We start from the raw sequence: 20901 nt of genomic DNA, 5'->3' as shown, positions 1-20901 counted from the left end.
TAAATATGCATCTTATCCAACAAAATATTCTCGATATAGAATGTTCTTCTTCCTCATTTGGGAAAGAGGTACAATCCAGTATTGGCAATATCATGGAGAAAGAATTTTATCCCAAAGTAGCATTATTATTAGACCAATATTCACGAGATAATCATACTTGGAAAATTGAAAACTTAGAAATTCAATTGCCAACTCTTTCAAAAAAAAATTGGAAAGAACAATTTGTTCAACATTCCTTGTTACAAATAGAAGAATATTTAAAATCAAATTCTTCGTATTTAGAACTTCTTCAAAAACAAGAAATAAGTTCTTATGAAAGTCTGATTCCTTTTGAAAAACAAGCTTTTTATTTATTTATAGAATATCTTAAAACTGGTTTATTACTTGAAAACTCAAGGTTTAAATCACTTGTTGAAATAGAAAAAAATTGTGCGATTGATGATTCTAATATCAAAGAGATAATATCATTATTCGAAGAAAATCCAAATGCATTAATTCGGTTTATTTTTAATATAAATAAAAAATTTCAAGAAGAAGTTGCATCAAAAATTACACAATTACAGATACGTATAAAGTCATTTTTGAATAATGTAATACCAATTGAAAAAACTCATTTGTCAAAAACTGAATATCAACAATGGGTTACATTTTTTCTTTGGGTTTTATATTTTTTTAAACCGAACAATACATCTCAAAAAAACTGGGCTACCACTTTGCATGAATATTCAAAACAGTATTGGGGATTTTCGGAAGCACAACTTTCAACTATAGCAGTAAACTTGAAAGAACATTCTAAAACAAATAGTGTCGTTGATGCATTGAATGATTTTGTAGTGATTTGGGATTCAATACTATCATTAGATACAAAAGATAAACTTCAAGAAACAACAAAGGATAAAATCAGTAATAGCAATACCGAAGAAAGAAATCTAGAACTCAAATTGCAAGAACTATTTGCAAAAGTGAATCTAAGTAATGAGCAGCCCGAAGAAGTCAATGGTCAAAATAAATTAGAAGCTATTTATATTAAAAATGCAGGATTGGTTCTTTTTCATCCTTTCTTAGAATCTTTATTTAGTCAATTAGACCTTTATAAAGATGGCGATTGGGCTTCTAAAAAGAATCAGCATAAAGCTGTTTTGTTGACGCAATATTTAATTTATGATGAAGAAAAAATTGCAGAAAATGAATTGACTCTAAATAAAATTTTATGTGGATTAGCAATCGAAAATGTGGTTAATATACAAATAGAATTCTCAGAATATGAAATTGAAAAATGCCAAAAACTACTTCAAGCGGTTTTGCAACATTGGAAAGTATTAAAAGATACTTCTATTCAAGGATTAAGAGAAACTTTTTTACAAAGAGACGGGAAAATAGTTCTAAAAGAAAATGAAACTATAGAATTATGGGTAGAGCAAAAAGGAGTTGACATTCTTCTAGCTCAATTACCATGGGGAATTTCTATGATACAAACCCCGTGGATGGAAAACTATTTGCATTGTAATTGGGACTAAAGTAAAGAAAATGGGAACCGCAAAAGTCAACTATAAACCACTAATAAAGCCAACCAGAAAAAAGGCTCCTTTCTTTCCACCTTCTAAAAAGAAGAAGGTGGGTGATGCTGCACTGGCCGTAAAAAAGGTTAAAGACAAAAAAACTGCACTAAAAAAAGAAGGAGAAATTGATCCTAATAAAGTAAAAAGTGCTGCGCAAATTCTAGCTCTGCAAAAGTCAAAAATTGAAAAAACTGCCATTGAGCAAAAAGAGCATGAAAGCCCAACTCAGAAAGTCGAGGAAACACAAAGTTCGGTTGCGGTAGATCTTGCCTTAAAAAAATCCAGTAAAGCAAACTCGGATCAGGTTGGCGTTATGGCCAGTCAAAAAACAAAACCTTTTGATGCCGAAAAATTTTCTAAAGACATATTAGACAACATAAAAAAGGTAATCCCAAAGAACAAACAGGAGATTGAGGAAGATCAAACCTCATCCAAAAAAATGGGAGTTGCCCAACAAAACATCACTGATACACTCGAACAGGAAAAAGTGAATTCAGGCGGTGACTTAGATGCATCTGTAAAGACAAAACCGGACGAAACGGGTATCGAATTCAGTAAGCCGGAATTACTGCCAAAAGAAAACATAGGCCAGCCTCCAGTGATCCAAAACGCTGGAATTGCACCGCCACTCAAGACTAAAAAAGACAACGATTTATCTGCCGAATCCCAGAAAATCGATAATGAAATGGCTAATAATCAAGTTTCGGAAACACAATTGGAGAATGGAAATGAGCCTGATTTTCAGAATTCATTAACCGAAAAAAAAGAAAGCCAGCTCAATGCCAAAGAGACGCACAACCAGTATCTAAAACAAGCAAAACCGACTGCAAATGCCTCAAAAAACCTAACACAATCACTCATTGTAGGCGGATTGGCAAAAATGCATACCAATAGGGATAAACAATTAAAAGAGGTTGATAAAGACAAAGAGTCCAAGAAACTAGAAGAAGAAAAAATACGAACAAAGGTCGCTAATGACCTCAACAAAATATACAAAGACACCCAGTTCAATGTAGATACTATCCTGACCAATCTGGATAAGGAAGTAAACAAAACTTTTGATAAGGCTCTAGAAGAAGCCAACAAAACTTTTGAAGATAACGTTCGTGAAAGAACCGATGTTGGTATACTGGAATCTATTGGTAATTGGATTGCCGGTATCCCAAGCGATGTAGAGAAAGTATTCAGAGAAGAACAGGATAAATTTATTGACTATCTAAGGCCTATTGTAAAAAAAATAGGGATACTTGTAGAAACCGAATTGACAAAAGCTACAACAGAAGTTGAAAATGGTCGGAAAGCAACACAAGATTATAAGAAAAATCAGGACGATGATACCAAAAGAATTGCTGGAGATATTTTTGATAATGCATTAAACAAATTCACGGAACTTGAAACTAAAATTAGTGAAGCAAACGATGGATTGAAACAAAACATTACCACGAAATTCAATGAAGCAGTAGCAAAACTGGAAGAAACCTTCGAAAAAATAAAAGAAGAAAACAAAAGTTGGTTAGAGAAAGCCTATGATGCTGTCGTGGGAGTAATCCAAGCGATTATAGAAATGAAAAACCTTTTGTTTACGGTACTGGCAAAGGTGGCCGACACTATAGGGAAAATAATTCTTGACCCAATTGGTTTTCTATCCAATCTTTTGGATGCTATTGTTCTAGGATTTAAAAATTTCGGTAAAAATGCATTAGAACATCTCAAAAAAGGATTTTTTGAATGGTTAATGGGTAATATGCCTCCATCGATAAAATTTCCAAAACAATGGGACTTAACCGGTATTTTTGAATTTGTGATGTCAGTATTTGGACTCACTTGGGAGAATATCAAATCCAGAGCTACCAAAATGTATGGCGCAACCATAGTTGCAGCTCTAGAAACGGGTTTCGAAATCTTCCAGATCATTAGAAAAGATGGACTAGGCGGATTATGGAATTACATTAAAGAAAAAGTTGGTAACCTAAAAGTGATGGTCGTAGATGCCATACAAACCATGCTTATCGACACCGTCATCAAAGCGGGAATTACTTGGGTTATTAGTTTATTTAATCCCGTTGGTGCTTTTATAAAAGCCTGTAAACTTATCTATGATGTAATTAGCTGGTTTATAAATAATGCTAAAAGAATATTAGATTTAATCAACAGTATTGTCGACAGTACCGCTCTAATTGTAGCGGGCAAAATAACTCAGGCCGCAACATTTGTAGAAAACTCACTGGCCAAAATGGTTCCTATAGCCATTGGCTTTTTAGCCGGATTATTGGGACTTGGCGATTTGAGCAAAAAAGTTCAAGCTCTATTAGATAAGATTCAAGCCCCGATAAATAAAGCAATTGATTGGGTCCTTGAAATGGCAGGAAAAGCAGTAAAAGGATTGCTGAATTTGGGAAAAGCAGGAGTAAAAAAACTATTTTCTTGGTTAGGGTTAAGAAAAGAGTTTAAAGGAAATGATGGAAATAATCACACCTTATTTTTTGAAGGAAAAGAAGACAAACCAATATTAATGGTTGCTAGTGATAAAAAAAGTTATAAAAATTTTCTTGAAAAAGTAGTACCAGATTCAAATAAAGATAAATCTTTTGCTATTGAAATAGCTAACAAAATTGATGAACTTAAAGGCAGTAAATACACCTATCCTGAGGGTGACCCAAAAAGAAAAGACGAAGAATTAAAAAGAAAAAAAATAATTGAATTTCAATTAGAAAAGTTAAGTAAAGTGACAAGTTCATTTTTTGGCGTTTTAGAAGAAGGAGATGTAAATCATAAAACCGTTAATCGTGGAGGTGTTAGCATTGGAGAAAGTGTTGAAGTAAAACACCTTTCTAAAAAAGGAAGAAAAGACAAAGTAACTGGTTCTGCTCCTGGAGCTACAAATAGTTTATGGGAAGTTTTAAGGAAAAGAAAAAAAGGAGGGGGAACTTATTACATAAGAGGTCATTTATTAAACGATAATATTTTCGGACCTGGCACTTGGAATAACATGGCTCCAATTCCTGGATCATTTAATACAGGCGAAATGGAACCTCAAGTAGAAAACGAAGCAAAAAAAGCGGTTCAGTCTGGAGCGTCTATAAACTTTAATATGAAATTTATATATGGTAGAACAATTCCAAAAATTAATACTAATGACTCTAGTGAAGTAAAAGAAATTAAAAATGCTGAAGTTCATATTCCAACAAGTTTGAAAGCTAGTTTGTCATTAAAAATAAGTGATGAAAATAAAGAACTATATACCAATAAATCTTTGAAAATAAATATTGATGACAATTATGAAGCATCAAAACCGGAAAAAATCTATGTTTTGAATGGAAAATCATATACTGAACTTATTCAAAATGGAATTCAATTAAAATATGCATTCAAAATATTTGATCACTTTTCTAAAGCAAATAAGACAAATTTAAATAATTATGTTGACCAGATTGGTTGTGAAAAAGAAAATCTATTAGCACAAGTTCAAGCAAAAGACCCTAGCTATACTGGGATTTCTCAATTTTAAAAATAATAGAAAAATACAATACTAATCTATGCCATTTCAAACCCTAAAATCATTCCTCATTCAATCGCTTAGTCCAACAGAAAACGAGACTGATCAGGAAACCTATAATTTTCAAAACTCATTTTCTGAAGTACTAAAAAGAGAAACTACCCATGACGAGGCGGTTATTTTGCTTTTGGTGCTTGTCCCTAATATCTTGCCTAATTTTTTTGATGAAATCATAAAAGAAGTATATCCTGAGGGTGGAGATATTCCGGAATTGGGAGGAATCCGATTGGACAATCACAGGGGAATGCTTCCTACCGGAGAAACGATACAATATATTTTGGCCAAAAATGATATTAATAATCGGCTGGAAATACAGCAATTATTTTCGCCTAATCATTGGTTCTTTAAAGATCAAATCCTAACGCTAGAAGATGTCAAAGAAGGAGAACCTTTAATGAGTGGACGCCTTATTTTACAACCAGAAATGGTTCATCTCTTGTTTTTTGGTGAAAAGTTAAAACCAAAATTTGGACCTAATTTCCCAGCCCAAGAAGTAACTACAAAAATGGAATGGGAAGATTTGGTAGTAAACGAAAGTACGCATACCCATATTAATCAAATTAAACTTTGGTTGAAACACCACGAACAATTGCGCCATGATTGGGGTATGGCAAAACAAATAGCGCCTGGTTATCGGTGTCTATTTTATGGACCATCCGGTACTGGAAAAACGCTTACTGCCACTTTACTTGGCAAAGAATTTTCTAAAGAAGTCTACCGTATTAATTTGTCTCAGGTAGTTTCTAAATACATTGGTGAAACCGAAAAAAATCTAGAGAAAATATTCGTTCAAGCCGAGAATAAAAATTGGATTCTCCTTTTTGATGAAGCTGATGCCCTTTTTGGGAAACGAACACAAACCAAATCGTCTAATGATAAGTATGCCAACCAGGAAGTAAGCTATTTATTGCAAAGAGTGGAAAATTTTAATGGATTGGTGATACTAACCTCCAATTTTAAAAATAATATCGATGATGCCTTTTTAAGGAGATTCAATTCTATTATTCATTTTAACAAACCCACAGCCGAGGAACGTTTAAAACTATGGGAGAATTCTATGCCTAAGAAAACAACACTCAAAGATCATAACATTCTTGAAATAGTTGCCCAAAATTACGACCTCAACGGTGCGCAGATAGTTTCGGCAATCGCTTTTGCTTGTCTACAAACACTTGATGAGAACACAACTGTAATCGATTCTCAACATATTCTGAAAGGAATTGAATTAGAATACAACAAAGAAGAAAAGCTTTTCATTGCGCCAAGTTTGATTCCTACTACAGAAACATTTGGAAATTAAAAACGATAATCAAGAAAAAACTTCTTTCAAAACATCTAAGGATTTTGGTCTCCTAAAACCATCTAGATGCAAACTATAATAATCGATTAGAATTTTTAAGAGCAATTGTCTTTCAATTACATGAAAAGTTTTTTGATCGCTATCCAATTTTAACAGAATTAGTTTTTTAAACAACTGAGTTTCGTGTTCTGTTAATGAACTAATGGCATGAAAAGGGGTAAAAACGCCTTCAATCATTTCGAAAAAAGGCATATCCATGTCCGAAATATCAGGATAAAACCCAAGATATTTTGTGGTTTCTAACATTAGAATCAAATGGAAGTTGGAGATTTCATCATGATTATCCAACCAATGCAAAGCAGTTTCAAGAAAAGTAAATAGCGATTCATTTTTTTCTTCTTCGTGTATCGAATGGTGCAAAATTTCGGAAAGAAATAAAACGATGGTGCTTTTAAAAATATCCGAATGTATTGAATGAAAAGGTGTCGCTATTTTTACCTCTTTAAAATTTTCTAAAGCTCCTTTGTTTTTGTGTACAGCCTCAATTTCTATAATACTCAAAGGCTGAAAATAAGCCATTTTTTGACTCGCCCTTCGAGACGAAAAAGCATCCCGAACAAAGTAAGATTTTAATCCGCTCGATAAAGTAAAGCACTTTACAATCAAACTCTTCTCTTGAAATTTTAGAGACGAAATTACTATGGCTTTGGTTTTGACTAACAAAATTAGACTATTAGATTATTGGACTTCTTTAGACTTTTAGAAACTGATCACTAAACACTATCTTATAATCATCACTTTTTTAACCTTTGTTTCTACTCCATCTTGAGCAGAAACAAAAATCATATACACACCTGATGCTACTTTGTATTTTCCAAAAGCGGTGGTGTCCCACTCTAATGTTCCTCCTTCGGATGTGGCTTCGTAAACCAGATTACCTGCTACGTCAGTAATTTTCACATTGGCTTTATCTAACAAGCCGTTTATTTTTACTGTTCCTTCATAATCTGGTCGAACTGGATTGGGATAAACATATACATTATTTAAATTTTCACTTGCTGAAGTAGCAATCCCTTTGAAAGAAATTAACCCCTTAGAAGTTGCTATAAAAACTTCTCCAGTACTGCTGTTTATACTAATATCGTTTATAACATTACTAGGTAAAGGCGAATTGTCTGTTCTAAAATGATACTTGGTTTCCTGGCCATTTGGAGACACCATAAATATACCTGCATCTGCAGTTCCTATCCATTTATTATTGGCGCCGTCTACTTCAATATCAGTTATAAATTGTTCATATAATAACTCTTGTGCTAAATTATCCTCCATAATAATAATGGAATGTGTTGTCAACTGATTCTGCGTTTGAAAACTACCCACATTAGACAAAATGCGCAATCCTCTCGTGGTTCCTATCCAAAGTTCATTTTGGTTATCAACCGCTACAGCCCTAACATCTTGTATTGGTAAATTCCCTTGATCCGGTCCAAAAGTAATCTTCTTGAATGTATTGGTGCTTTCGTTAAAACCAATAACACCATTTTTGTTGGTCGACATCCATTTTGTCCCGTTTCTATCAATAACCATAGTTCCAAAATCGTTTTGAGAGGCAGACAAAAGAATTTTATCCATGGCATAACTTTGCCATTGCCCGCTTTTACTCAATACTTTTAAGCCCTTTGCCACTCTACAATTGGTTACCCAAAAATTTCCGGATTTATCAAAAGCTGATCCGTTAATTCTTATGTCAATATAATTAGGATCTGGAGGGCTAATGGTTAATGATTCTAAAGCACTATTGGTTTGATTGTATAAAATCTTTGGAACATCATTTTCTATTTTTAATAAACCAGAGAAAAAAGAACTTGCATAAACCTCTTTTTCATTATCCGGATTTATAGCAACTCGGGTTATTGATTTTGCTCCAAATACTTTATCATAAGGAATATTCGACCATACAGAAGCTGAGAATTTGCTTATGCCATAATTGTCAAGCGGATAAGGATTGTAAAAATTATCATAATCTCCATATACCGCCCAAAGTTGTGTTGGAGTGGCTTGCATCGAAAAAATATTATTTCTGGCTGGGCCTACGGGCGTTATGTTTTCGTAGTTGGTAATACTCAAAAGTGGAGTGGTCAACAATCCATTTTCGGAAGTTCCCACATAAATAAAATCATTTATTATCGTCGCGCAACTAAAAGCTGAATTCATCCCTGGTATTTGACTCTTATTTATTTTACGCTGTAATATCATTTGATTATTGTAAATCGACACATCGTTTTGTGTCGTCATAATAAAATAATTAGTCGTAGCTCGAAAATCGGTAGTAGGTTCCGGTAATGCTAGATATCCATTGAAAGTTGTTGAAGCCGAATCGTATCTGTATATATAGCCAATTGAATTTACTCCATATAATTCTCCTTCAAAAGTGGTGATCCCTGACCAATTCCCGGTACTTATCAATTTCCATTGCTTGTAATCAATTAAATTAGGATTGGTTATATCCCCTCTTCTAATCCCGTTTGAAGTAGATGCATATATAAAACCTTTGTAAATAGTGGTTTGAGTAACCTTTAATTCGGCCCCATTATCTCCTATATAGTACGTATCTCCAAATTTAGACGTAGTAAGATTAAATTGTACAATTCCAAAATCAGTAGCAACGTATACTATTCCTCCATACTCCATAAAACTATTGATTCGTTTTATGCTGGTTGGCAAATTTTTATTGACAATATCTACTACTTTAAGCATAGATCCATCTGTCTCATTGATAACTATCAGCAAACCATTTTGATAGCCCACAATGGTTTTATTAGAAGTTGGGCTATAATACAATGCTGTTATCGTTTCGCCAGAAAGACCATCTATTGTAGTACTCGTTTTTAGAATCCCAGTATTGATATTTTTAGAAAACAAGGCATTTTCGGAGGCAGCATAAATTGTTGTTGGCGATTCTGAAATAGCCTTGATTTGACTATAAGAGAAATAGCTTTGCCAAGACAAATTGGTCTGAGCAGAAGCAATTTGCAATACAAATAAAAAAAGTAGATATAGAAGCCTTTTTTGCATAGCGTAGATATTGGTTCACAAATATAGCACAAAAAAAATGCCTTTAATCTTTACAGAAAAAAGGCATTTTTAAATATTTATAAATTCTAATTTTAAAATCGTTACCCGAGCCTTAAAATGCTAACGAGTGAATCCATCAAAAGTTAGAAATCTAAATGACTATACAACTCCTTGAGCAAGCATAGCATCAGCAACTTTTACAAATCCCGCAATGTTAGCTCCTCTTACGTAGTCAACATAACCTGTTGCATCAGTACCATATTTCACACATGAAGCGTGGATATCTTTCATGATCGCTTTTAATCTTTCGTCAACCTCTTCAGAAGTCCAGCTTAAACGCAATGAGTTTTGAGACATTTCTAGTCCTGAAGTTGCTACTCCACCAGCATTTGAAGCTTTTCCTGGAGCGAATAAAATTTTAGCTTTTTGGAAAACGTGAACAGCTTCTGGAGTAGAAGGCATATTTGCACCTTCGGCAACACAGATACATCCGTTTGCAACAAGCATTTTTGCTTCCTCTTCGTTTAACTCATTTTGAGTTGCACAAGGTAAAGCTACATCACATTTTACTTCCCATGGACGTTTACCATCTACATATTTTGCATTTGGATATTTAGCAACATATTCACTAATTCTTCCTCTTCTCTCGTTTTTGATTTCCATAACATATGCCAATTTCTCAGCATCAATTCCGTCTGCATCGTAGATATATCCAGCAGAATCAGACAAAGTAACAACTTTACCTCCTAGTTGAGTTGCTTTTTCTGTAGCATATTGTGCTACGTTTCCAGATCCAGAGATTACTACAGTTTTTCCTGCGAAGCTCTCTCCTTTTGTAGCCAACATACTTTGTGCAAAATACACATCTCCGTATCCTGTTGCTTCTGGACGAATTAATGATCCACCAAAAGAAATTCCTTTACCTGTTAAAACTCCAGTAAATTCGTTTCTTAATCTTTTGAATTGACCAAACATATATCCTACTTCTCTTCCTCCTACTCCGATATCTCCAGCAGGAACGTCAGTATCAGCACCAATATGTTTTGCTAATTCTGTCATGAAGGCTTGGCAAAAACGCATTACCTCATTGTCTGATTTTCCTTTTGGATCAAAATCAGCTCCTCCTTTTCCACCACCCATTGGCAATGTAGTCAAACTATTTTTGAAAGTTTGTTCGAAAGCTAAGAATTTTAAAATACTTAGGTTTACAGAAGGATGGAAACGGATTCCTCCTTTATATGGACCAATAGCCGAGTTCATTTGAACACGGTATCCTCTATTTACTTGTGTCTCACCTTTATCGTCTACCCAAACTACTCGAAACATAATGATACGATCTGACTCGACCATTCTCTCCAAAATCATTTTGTTTTGGTATTTTTTGTTTTCTTCGATGAAAGGGATTACTGTTTCAGCAACTTCCACAACAGCTTGCATAAATTCCGGTTCGTTCGGATTTTTTTTGGCAACCAATTCGATAAAATTTGTAATACTTTGTGACATGATCATTAAATTATCAACGTTTTAAGAAAACGTTTTCGTTAGATCAGACAAAGATACATTTTATAAGAATATTTAAAGCTTATTTTTTTACAATATTAACCGAATTATCTTTTTATCAGTCATAAATTGCGAATTCAACCTTTAAAGTAGTTTTTTTAGACAAATTGTTGCATTTTTTACAATGAATATTATATTACGAGATATTTTTTATTTCCTACATTACATTATTCCATCAATCGTAGTTTTTCCTTATATTTGTAGTGCATTGAAAATACCACCCGTCATGATCAAACTAAAAATAATTACCTTAGTAGTTTTTATAGGATTGTCTAATAACGTCTTTGCACAGTTTGGGATTTCTCATGAATTAGGTGTGATGGCTGGACCACTAGAATTTAGGTCTGACTATGGTCAAAAAGATAATGAAAAAACAAATACGGGAAATCTTGGATATGGGATAGGTATTCTTGATTATTTCTCTTTTTCTTACCGCAACAATCGGGGTGGATTTTTTACTGAACATTTTAGAATAAGAAACGAACTCTCCTATAGTAAAACCGATTTAAAACATTATGGAAAATGGGTAGACAATAGCAGTAATTCTCTAGGAACTAAACAACTTAGAGCAATGTATGGCTCGTCTCAACTTGTAAATTTTGGATCACAATTAGAATTTTCCCCATTTGCCATACACGATTTCGAAAGATCCAATCATGCTTTTGGGCCTTACATAGGTCTTGGTGCCCAAGTTAGTTATTATAAAGCCATTGCAGCTTCAACCTTAGGAGAACTTGGAACCCCATCTACAACTTATCCTAAATATCTAGTCCCTTCAGATGGTCATCCTGATGGATTCTCAACGGAAAGTAAATTCGTTTTTTCAGGAGTTGCAAATATCGGAACGCGGTATAAATTAACCCCTATGTCGGATCTATTATTGAATTTTCAGATTCAATATTTTAGTTCAGATTGGGTTGATGGACTAAATCCAAATAAAAACATTTATAAAGAAAATGCCGGTAATGACTCCATAGTATGGCTCACTTTAGGATACATCTATTATTTAGACAATTAACAAAAAATATATTGGGGCTAATTCTAAAAAGCTATAGTTTACCAATGAAAAAAAATTACATTTTCTAAACAGCAATAGACAGAAGTTTATCGCTGTTTTTTAGTTTTATTAGACTACATATTAGCATCTTTTCTACAAATATATTTCACCTTTTCTCTATCAGAATTTTTAAAAAGTAAGAATTAGACTTCTTTTTTAGATATATTTCTATTTTTATTAAAAAACATTTTAACACTCATCAACTCAATGCCGCAACCCTCTATTTAATTGAGATGTCAATGATAAATACTTGTGCTTCTACAACTTATAATTATCCTAAAAGCACTTAACCTTTTTCAGTATTAATACTATTCTTAACAAATATCTTATGCGCTTCTTGAAATAAGCATATATAGCTGCATTTCAGCAAAAAGGCATTTCGTTTTTTCAGATATACGTTATACATTTGCCCCGCCTTAAAACACCCCCTAACCCACATGATTAAAATAAAAACTCTTGCATTATTACTACTAATAAACCTACCATATATTTCCTTTTCACAATCTGAAATTGCACATGAAATAGGTGTCGTTGCCGGAAGAACTGAATTGCGTTCTGACTACGGACAACGAAACAATACTCAAACCAATCTAAGCAATATGGGGTTTGGAATTGCGGTTATTGATTATTTAAACTTCTCTTATACTGACAATTTGAATATGTATGTCAAAGAGCATTTTAAAGTGCGTTCCGAGCTTTCATACAGTAAAAACGAATTGCAACACTACGGTGAATGGGTTAAAAAAACCTCTTTAGCAGGTAAACAACTCCAAGCCATGAAAGGTTCTACTCAATTAGTAAGCCTAGGTTTTCAAATTGAATTTTACCCTTTAAATATCCACGATTTTGAAAACACAATAGGAAGTTTTGCTCCCTACATTAGTATAGGACCACAAGTTAGTTATTATACTACCAACGCTTCATCATCTATGGGAGATTTAGGCAATTCAGCCACTACTTTCTATAAATTCCTAACCCCGTCTGACGGTCATTCTCATGGATATTCTAATGAAAGTAAATTTGCTTTTTCTCAGACTCTGAACATAGGAACCCGTTACAAGCTAACTAAAATGTCTGATCTAATACTTGATTTAAGAGCACAATATTTCAATTCGGATTGGGTTGATGGACTTAATCCTAATAAAGATTTATACAAAGAAAATAAAGGCAATGATTGGCTAACTTTTGTTGGTGTAGGTTATATTGTTTATTTAGATATTTAAAAATCTAAATTTCAAAAAAAAAGCACAATTCTTAATTTTAGAATTGTGCTTTTTTTTTGAAATTATTTTTTTTATGCTAATGCTTGCATTAAATCGGCAATTAAGTCCTCAGCATCTTCAATACCTACACTCAAACGCACTAAATCATCTGTTATCCCAATTTCTTTTCTTTTGTCTTCAGGAATAGATGCGTGTGTCATCAATGCAGGATGATTGGCTAATGACTCTACTCCTCCTAAAGATTCTGCAAGAGTAAACACATTTAGTCTTTCTAGAAAATCTACAGCATCTTCTTTTTTACCGGATACAAACGTAAAAGAAACCATACCTCCAAAACCACTCATTTGTTTTTTAGCAATTTCATGATAAGGATGACTTGGCAAGCCTGGATAATAAACCGTTTTGATTTTTGGGTGATTACTCAAAAATTCAACCACCTTAGCACCATTCTCGCAATGTCTTTGTACTCGCAAATGCAACGTTTTTATTCCTCTTAACACCAAGAAACTATCCATAGGGCCTAAAGTTGCTCCTGTGGCAAATTGCTGAAAATGCAGTTGATCTCCTAAAGCTTCATCTTTTACAATTAAAGCTCCCGCAATTACATCAGAGTGTCCTCCCAAATATTTAGTAGCTGAATGCATAACGATATCAGCGCCTAAGTCTAAAGGTTTTTGCAAATAAGGAGTTGCAAAAGTATTATCGACAGCAAAAAGAATCTTTTTTGCATTGGTAATTTTGGCAATTTCTTGAATATCTGCCAATTTCATTAATGGGTTTGTTGGTGTTTCAACCCAAACCATTTTCGTGTTTTCATTAATTAATGATTTGAAATTCTCCAAATCATTCATGTCAACAAAATGAAATTTTATTCCGCTATCTTTATAGATTCGGGTAAACATACGATATGTTCCCCCGTACAAATCATCCATAGCAATGATTTCATCACCCGCTTTAAAAGATCTCAAAATACAATCTGTAGCGGCCAATCCGGATGAAAAAGCTAATCCTCTAGTTCCATTCTCGATACTAGCCAATGCATTTTCGAGAGCAGATCGTGTTGGGTTAGCAGCTCTACTATATTCGTAATCTGGATTTAACGGTTTCCCTGGACTGGTTTGTACAAATGTCGAAGTTTGGTATACAGCAGGCATTACTGCCCCAGTACTAGGATCATGGTGTTGTCCTCCGTGAATAACTTTGGTATTGAATTTCATTTTGTCTTTTTTTAATTCTTTTCGTTAGCTTACCTAATTAAGCTTCTTTATTCTTCCTATTCTGGTAAAAAATATTACAAGAATTTTCTAATGCTCATCATAACACCTACATGAAGTCCTTCATGAAAACTGTTAAATGCTATAGCGTCTTCAGTACTTTTTAATACAAACCCAGTTGAAGTTGGATACTCTTGAAATTTGTTGAATTTTTTTTCGTTAAAATCTGCCTCTGTTTGATCAACAGTTTTAAACAATAATTCTTTGATTTCATCAACTTCAGCCTGTGTAGCAATATGTTCAGGTTTAGTTCCTTTCATATATTTATTAACCATTTCATCGGATACCATTATAGGCAAACCAGACAATTTGTATACTAATAATTGTTGTACCACCACTATATGTCCGATATTCCAAATTAAATTATTATTGTAGCCATCTGGGATTTTATTTAATTGCTCCAAAGTATAGTTCTCTAAAAACGGAGATACCATTTTTCTAATGTTTCTTGTAACGTCAAATGTTTGTTGCATAATTTTTAATTTTTTGATAAAATTAAACATTTTAAACATCAAATGTTTTCCTTTGCATTTATAAAATAGAAAAAAATGAACAAAATATACTATCTCGCTTCTTGTGATACTTGTCGAAAAATTATAAAATCACTTCCAAAAGACCATAATCTGGTTTTTCATGACATAAAACAAAACCCTATTACAATTGAAGAACTAGAAGAAATGTATCGTCTTTCCGGTAGCTATGAAGCTTTGTTCAGCAAAAAAGCACAATTGTACAAATCGATGGATTTAAAAAACAAATCTCTTACTGAGGATGATTACAAGAAATACATCTTGGAACATTATACCTTTTTGAGCCGTCCTGTTTTTATTATAAACGACAAAATATACATTGGCAATTCACAGCAAAATATATTGCAAGTAATGAAAGCTTTAGAATAAGACCCGTCCTCTAAACCTAACCGGAGGAAAAAAATCTAAAATAAAACCCCCAATTAATGTCAAAAAGAAATGTCGCCTTGATTGGCGCTACCATCGTTTCCATAATTTACGGAGTAACTTTTACCATTGCCAAAGATGTAATGCCTAAACACATCGATGCTTACGGATTCATTTTATTACGTGCCGGAGGATCAATGCTTTTATTTTGGTTCGTATGGTTTCTAATGACTCTTTTTGATAGAACTAAAAATGAAAAAATCGCTTTCAATGATTTTCCGCGCATCATTGCTTCAGCTTTTTTTGGAGTAGCTTTTAATATGTTAACCTTTTTCAAAGGTTTAAGTCTTACCTCTCCTATCTCGGCTGCTGTTATTATGGTAACAACACCCATGATTGTTCTGGTACTCTCAGCAATTATCATGAAAGAACGTATGCATAAACGTAAAGTTTTTGGAATCATTCTTGGACTGATTGGGACAGCATTTCTTATCCTTTACGGAAAATCTATAGGAAGCGCCACAAATGCAGGATTGGGGAATTTTCTGGTTTTAGTCAATGCCATTTCCTATGGTTTTTATTTAATCATCGTCAAAAAACTGATGCATAAATACAATGCCTTTACCTTTGTAAAATGGATTTACTTATTTGGATTCCTTATGGTTTTGCCTTTTGGCTGGAGCCAATTTACTACTGTTGATTGGGCTTTTGTACCAACAGATATTTACTGGAAAATAGGTTTTGTTGTAGTGGTTTCGACTTTCTTAACCTATTTACTAAATCTACTCTCAATGAAAGAACTAAAACCTACCACAGTAGCCGTTTTTATCTATTTACAACCTTTGTTCGCCACTATTTTTGCCATTAGCTTAGGCAAAGATGAGCTAAGCTTGGTCAAAGTTGGTTCTGCTATATTGATATTTTCCGGGGTTTATTTAGTAACTCTTAAAAAGAAATAAAACTATTATTGGCTTTGGAGATATAATTACAAATAGCCATCAAACCATTTTCATTTAAAAAAGAGTAGTCTAAAAAACACCTATATTCTGACAACCTTTTTGAATCGTAACTGACTTTAATCACAACAAAACCAATCATCTCCATAAAACTAAAAACCTAAAACTGACCACTGCAAACTTTTTTACTATCTTTGAACTCTTTTAGAAAATAATATGATACAATCGATGACTGGTTTTGGTAAAGCCACTTTGCAATTACCATCCAAAAAAATTACAGTAGAAGTAAAATCCTTAAACAGTAAAGGTTTAGATTTAAATGTACGAATGCCATCTCTTTATCGCGAAATGGAATTGGGTTTACGCAACCAAATCGCTTTGAAATTAGAAAGAGGCAAAGTAGATTTTTCTGTTTTTATCGAAAGTACCGCAGAACAAACTTCTACCAAAGTCAATGTACCTATTGTAAAAGCATACATCAATCAACTGAGAGAAGTCAATCCCGACGTTAATGAGACTGAATTGATGAAAATGGCGGTTCGTATGCCTGACACCATGAAAATAGAACGTGAAGAGATCGATGAGAATGATTGGATTCAAATCCAAACCGTTGTCGAAGAAGCGTTACAAAATATCCTGACTTTTAGAAAAGACGAAGGACAATCACTTGAAAACGAATTTCAGTTGCGAATTGCAAACATTCGCCAATATATGAATGAAGCTTTGGCACTAGACCCAGAGCGCATTCAGGCCATAAAAGACCGTTTGCAAACAGCTATTGCTGAATTAAAAGTAAATGTAGACGAGAACCGTTTTGAACAAGAGCTAATCTATTACCTAGAAAAATTAGACATTACTGAAGAAAAAGTTCGTTTGACCAATCATCTTGATTATTTTCTGGAAACCATAAACGGAAACGAAGCCAATGGTAGAAAATTAGGTTTCATCACCCAAGAAATGGGACGTGAAATTAACACTATGGGATCTAAATCGAATCACGCACAAATGCAAAAATTAGTGGTTCAGATGAAAGATGAATTAGAGAAAATTAAAGAACAGGTACTAAACGTATTGTAATTACCACACGTAAAGACGCGATTAATCACGTCTCTACATTCAAACAATATCAATGAAAGAAGGAAAATTAATCGTATTCTCGGCACCATCGGGATCTGGGAAAACCACTATAGTTAGACATTTATTAGGAAAGGAAGATTTGAATCTGGAATTTTCCATTTCTGCCGCATCACGTGCGCCTCGAGGTGAAGAAATTGACGGAACAGACTATTATTTTATCTCTACCGAAGAGTTTAAAAAACACATTAAAGCTGAAGATTTTCTGGAATGGGAAGAAGTCTATAGAGATAATTTCTACGGAACTTTGAAAAGCGAAATTGATCGTATCTGGGGATTAGGTAAAAACGTAATTTTCGATATTGATGTTGCTGGAGGATTGCGCATCAAACATAAGTTCCCAGAACAAACATTAGCTGTTTTTGTAAAACCACCGAGCGTAGACGAACTAAAAAGAAGACTAAAAGAACGTTCTACCGAAAGCGATGACAAAATTAATATGCGAATTGCAAAAGCATCTGTTGAACTAGCAACTGCTCCGCAATTTGATGTAATTATAAAGAACTATGATTTGCCTGTTGCTTTAGAAGAAGCGTATCAGTTGGTAAAGGATTTTGTGAGCAAATAAATTAAAAAATAGAAGGATTTAAAAATTGAAAAATTACAAAAAGTGACTTTAATTTTTAAATCCTTCTATTTTTAAATCTTTTAATTAAATCCATGAAAATAGGTTTATATTTCGGAACGTTTAACCCCATACATGTTGGTCATCTTATCATTGCCAATCATATGGCGGAGCATTCTGATTTGGATCAGGTTTGGATGGTCGTTACACCACACAATCCTCTCAAAAAGAAAAGCAGCCTGCTCGATGATTACCACCGTTTGCAAATGGTACATCTTGCCGCCGAGGATTTCCCTAAAATCAAACCTTCGGATATTGAATTTAAGTTAGACCAACCCAATTACACAGTCAATACTCTGGTTCATTTACAGGAAAAATATCCTAATCATGAGTTCTCTTTAATCATGGGTGAAGACAACTTAAAGTCGTTGCACAAATGGAAAAATTACGAAGCCATTTTGGAACATCATGCCATTTATGTCTATCCCAGAATCTCTACGGAAATTGACACGAGCCTGAAAGGCGAACTGGCGCAGCAAAATTTAATGTTCAAAAATCACCCAAAAATCCATTTGATAGACGCACCCGTAGTAGAAATATCTTCGACTTTTATTCGTGACAATATCAAAGAAGGCAAGAATGTTCAGCCATTATTACCACATAAAGTTTGGGAGTATATAGATCATAATAACTTTTACAAGAAGTAAAATCATTTCTAAAAATAAAAAAAGCCTAAATTTTCATTTAGGCTTTTCTATTTTTATATACTAAGTTGTGGTTCTGAAATTTTTACATTGTTTCTTATTTCAGACAACGTTTGGTCTATTAAAAGTTTTCCGTCTCTAAAAACTTCTTTTAACTCACCTTTTTGTTCTTCTTCCCAAGAGACCTGATCTGTTAAAGTATATTGACCATCTACTAATTCAATTTTCATTAATCCTTTAGCAGATTTTTTCGTACCATCATCAGTAATAGGATCTTTAAAAATGGCTCTTCCTTCTCCATTTACTTCTCCGTAAGTTGCTTTCATCGCAAATCCAAAAGTGTCTCTTGTATTGTATTGATACGTAAATGACCCAATTCCAAGAACCACATTCGTAGATGCAAAACCTTTAGCTTTTAATCGTTCACAAATAGCAGTTGCTCTTGCTACGGTAATACTGTCTCCGTAAATTGCTCCAATTTGTGGTGCTAATTCTTTGTATCCTTTTGCATTTACATTACCTCCGAAAACATCCCAAAGCAATTCGATTACCCCTTTCTTCTCTTGTTCTGTTTTTCCGTTTGGATTACCACAAATAATATCAACAGGATCTCCACTATCCGGACGAACCACTACTTTCCCTTCTCTGGAAACTATTTCTTCTTTTAATCGAGGTAAATAATCTGTTAGTACCTTCCATAAATCCCAAGTATCAGAAACGATAGAAACAATTCCTTTTGGATATACCTCACAAATTAATCTTTTGAAAGTTTCGTACTCACCTTCGGTTGTACCCATACACATTACAGAATGTTCTGTTGCTGCAACTGAACCAGCTATTAATTCGGTATCTGAATTGGCGTTGTAATATTCTTCAAAAAAATCAATTGATGGAATCGTATCTGAACCTGTAAAGCTCAATAAGTGTCCAGCTGCAGATGTTATTGCTGCCTCTATACCACCCATTCCTCGCATAGAGAAATCGTGTCCTTGCCAATCAACAAATTCTGGCATTGAAGAAGTTTCTTCAGCATATTTGTCCAATACTTTTCTATATTCTTTTGCAATTGTAGCCGAATTACATGGCAACCAAATTACTGCTGAAAGCAAGGTTTCGAAATAATTCGTTAACCAAAAGAACTCTGGAATCGTATTGTACATCGTAAACATTGGTACTCGAACAGGCACACTAACTCCTTCTGGCAAGGCTTTGAACACCATCGGGATATATCCTAAATCGTGTAGATCTTCTATGTGTTTTGTGCCCACTTGATTTTCTCCCAAATAATTATTGATTCTACGAGCATATTTTTTTACCACTGCCTCTTTTGGCTGTTTGAAAAAGTGTAAATCAAAATCTTGTATAATATATTTTTTAAGGAAATATTGTAATCCGAAGAAAACGACCTCGTCAATACCTTCTATCCTTGATTTTCTTGGAGTCCAATTAGAATATACTAACGTTGTTCCGTTTGGGTATTGTCTTTTGTGGTCAACTTTGTAACCGTCTGTTAATAATAGTGGGTTCATATTTTTATATTAATTCGTTATATATATTAAAATTCTCATCATCAAAACAAATAAAAAATACATTTTCTAATTTGTCTTTATCTTTAAAAGCAGAAACTGTTTCAATAGCAATCTTAGCAGCTTTTGCCTTTGGAAACCCATAAATTCCAGTACTTATATTAGGGAATGCAATGGTTTTGATATTGTGTTGTATTGCTAATTCTAAACTATTAATGTAACAATCTCTTAATAATTCCTCTTCATTGTTTGTACCATTATTCCAAACGGGACCAACTGTATGAATTACAAATTTTGCCGGAAGATTTCCTCCTGAAGTGATAACTGCTTCTCCCACTTTACAACCTCCTTGTCTATTACGAATAACAATACATTCCTCCAAAATTTGTTTACCGCCAGCTCTATGAATTGCCCCATCAACTCCACCACCTCCAAGTAATGAAGTATTTGCAGCATTGACTATTGCTTCAGTATTCATTTTTGTTATATCCCCTCGAACTAATGTAATTTCCATTT

Annotated in this window: 17 protein-coding genes; 10 read left to right on the top strand and 7 right to left on the bottom strand. The window is 33.7% G+C overall.

All coding sequences use genetic code 11. The annotated features are described in order from the left end of the window. The first annotated feature begins 5 nt into the window (after nt 1-5). Genes OZP08_RS04130 through OZP08_RS04120 form a run of 3 tightly spaced genes read left to right on the top strand, consistent with a single transcriptional unit; the run spans nt 6 to nt 6415 of the window. Nucleotides 6-1517 carry a contractile injection system tape measure protein gene (locus OZP08_RS04130; protein WP_268848469.1) on the top strand — a complete coding sequence of 504 codons (1512 nt, stop codon included), beginning with the start codon at nt 6-8 and terminating at the stop codon, nt 1515-1517. Between the two features lie 10 nt (nt 1518-1527). Further along, nucleotides 1528-5067 (top strand): phage tail protein, encoded by a 3540-nt coding sequence (locus OZP08_RS04125; protein ID WP_281323074.1) that lies wholly within the window; start codon nt 1528-1530, stop codon nt 5065-5067. Between the two features lie 28 nt (nt 5068-5095). Continuing rightward, the gene (locus tag OZP08_RS04120; RefSeq protein ID WP_281323073.1) at nt 5096-6415 is read left to right on the top strand and encodes an ATP-binding protein; all 1320 of its coding nucleotides are present in this window, start codon (nt 5096-5098) and stop codon (nt 6413-6415) included. Nucleotides 6416-6424: 9 nt separating this feature from the next. On the opposite strand, the gene recO is transcribed toward OZP08_RS04120, so the two are convergent. From recO to gdhA, 3 genes are all read right to left on the bottom strand, one after another. After that, nucleotides 6425-7138 carry a DNA repair protein RecO gene (gene recO, locus OZP08_RS04115; protein WP_281323072.1) on the bottom strand — a complete coding sequence of 238 codons (714 nt, stop codon included), beginning with the start codon at nt 7136-7138 and terminating at the stop codon, nt 6425-6427. Nucleotides 7139-7195: 57 nt separating this feature from the next. Beyond that, complete coding sequence (gene porZ, locus OZP08_RS04110; RefSeq protein ID WP_268848462.1) at nt 7196-9490, bottom strand: type IX secretion system anionic LPS delivery protein PorZ; 2295 nt, start codon at nt 9488-9490, stop codon at nt 7196-7198. A gap of 159 nt (nt 9491-9649) precedes the next feature. Next, a complete protein-coding gene (gene gdhA, locus OZP08_RS04105) occupies nt 9650-10993 on the bottom strand; it encodes an NADP-specific glutamate dehydrogenase (protein WP_281323071.1) in 1344 nt (447 codons plus the stop codon). Nucleotides 10994-11276: 283 nt separating this feature from the next. On the opposite strand from gdhA, the gene OZP08_RS04100 reads away from it, so the two are divergent. Both OZP08_RS04100 and OZP08_RS04095 read left to right on the top strand, forming a co-directional pair. Then, complete coding sequence (locus OZP08_RS04100) at nt 11277-12068, top strand: THC0290_0291 family protein (protein ID WP_268848461.1); 792 nt, start codon at nt 11277-11279, stop codon at nt 12066-12068. 476 nt (nt 12069-12544) lie between these two features. After that, entirely contained in the window at nt 12545-13330 is a 786-nt protein-coding gene (locus OZP08_RS04095) for a THC0290_0291 family protein (RefSeq protein ID WP_281323070.1), read from the top strand. Between the two features lie 71 nt (nt 13331-13401). Here OZP08_RS04095 and OZP08_RS04090 read toward each other — a convergent pair whose 3' ends face one another. Next, nucleotides 13402-14547 carry a cystathionine gamma-synthase gene (locus tag OZP08_RS04090; RefSeq protein WP_281323069.1) on the bottom strand — a complete coding sequence of 382 codons (1146 nt, stop codon included), beginning with the start codon at nt 14545-14547 and terminating at the stop codon, nt 13402-13404. Between the two features lie 74 nt (nt 14548-14621). Next, the gene (locus tag OZP08_RS04085; RefSeq protein ID WP_281323068.1) at nt 14622-15077 is read right to left on the bottom strand and encodes a DinB family protein; all 456 of its coding nucleotides are present in this window, start codon (nt 15075-15077) and stop codon (nt 14622-14624) included. A 75-nt stretch (nt 15078-15152) separates the two neighbouring features. Here OZP08_RS04085 and OZP08_RS04080 point away from each other — a divergent pair, with 75 nt between their 5' ends. From OZP08_RS04080 to nadD, 5 genes are all read left to right on the top strand, one after another. Next, entirely contained in the window at nt 15153-15503 is a 351-nt protein-coding gene (locus OZP08_RS04080) for an arsenate reductase family protein (RefSeq protein ID WP_268848458.1), read from the top strand. A 56-nt stretch (nt 15504-15559) separates the two neighbouring features. Beyond that, the gene (locus tag OZP08_RS04075) at nt 15560-16459 is read left to right on the top strand and encodes a DMT family transporter (protein ID WP_281323067.1); all 900 of its coding nucleotides are present in this window, start codon (nt 15560-15562) and stop codon (nt 16457-16459) included. A 213-nt stretch (nt 16460-16672) separates the two neighbouring features. Beyond that, nucleotides 16673-17533, top strand: a complete 861-nt coding sequence (locus OZP08_RS04070) for a YicC/YloC family endoribonuclease (protein ID WP_268848455.1) — start codon at nt 16673-16675, stop codon at nt 17531-17533. A gap of 52 nt (nt 17534-17585) precedes the next feature. Next, on the top strand, nt 17586-18158 hold the full coding sequence (gmk, locus tag OZP08_RS04065; protein WP_281323066.1) for a guanylate kinase: 573 nt from the start codon (nt 17586-17588) through the stop codon (nt 18156-18158). Between the two features lie 92 nt (nt 18159-18250). Beyond that, on the top strand, nt 18251-18862 hold the full coding sequence (nadD, locus tag OZP08_RS04060; RefSeq protein WP_281323065.1) for a nicotinate (nicotinamide) nucleotide adenylyltransferase: 612 nt from the start codon (nt 18251-18253) through the stop codon (nt 18860-18862). A 53-nt stretch (nt 18863-18915) separates the two neighbouring features. Here nadD and OZP08_RS04055 read toward each other — a convergent pair whose 3' ends face one another. Both OZP08_RS04055 and OZP08_RS04050 read right to left on the bottom strand, forming a co-directional pair. Then, on the bottom strand, nt 18916-20388 hold the full coding sequence (locus OZP08_RS04055) for a nicotinate phosphoribosyltransferase (protein ID WP_281323064.1): 1473 nt from the start codon (nt 20386-20388) through the stop codon (nt 18916-18918). Between the two features lie 4 nt (nt 20389-20392). Continuing rightward, the gene (locus OZP08_RS04050) at nt 20393-20899 is read right to left on the bottom strand and encodes an O-acetyl-ADP-ribose deacetylase (RefSeq protein ID WP_268848454.1); all 507 of its coding nucleotides are present in this window, start codon (nt 20897-20899) and stop codon (nt 20393-20395) included. Nucleotides 20900-20901 lie beyond the last annotated feature (2 nt).

Origin of the sequence: Flavobacterium aestivum, from assembly GCF_026870175.2 — a bacterium.
In the GTDB taxonomy this organism is placed as follows: domain Bacteria; phylum Bacteroidota; class Bacteroidia; order Flavobacteriales; family Flavobacteriaceae; genus Flavobacterium; species Flavobacterium aestivum.
Note: the sequence above shows the minus strand (reverse complement) of the source record. Positions and strands in the feature narration are given on the sequence as shown.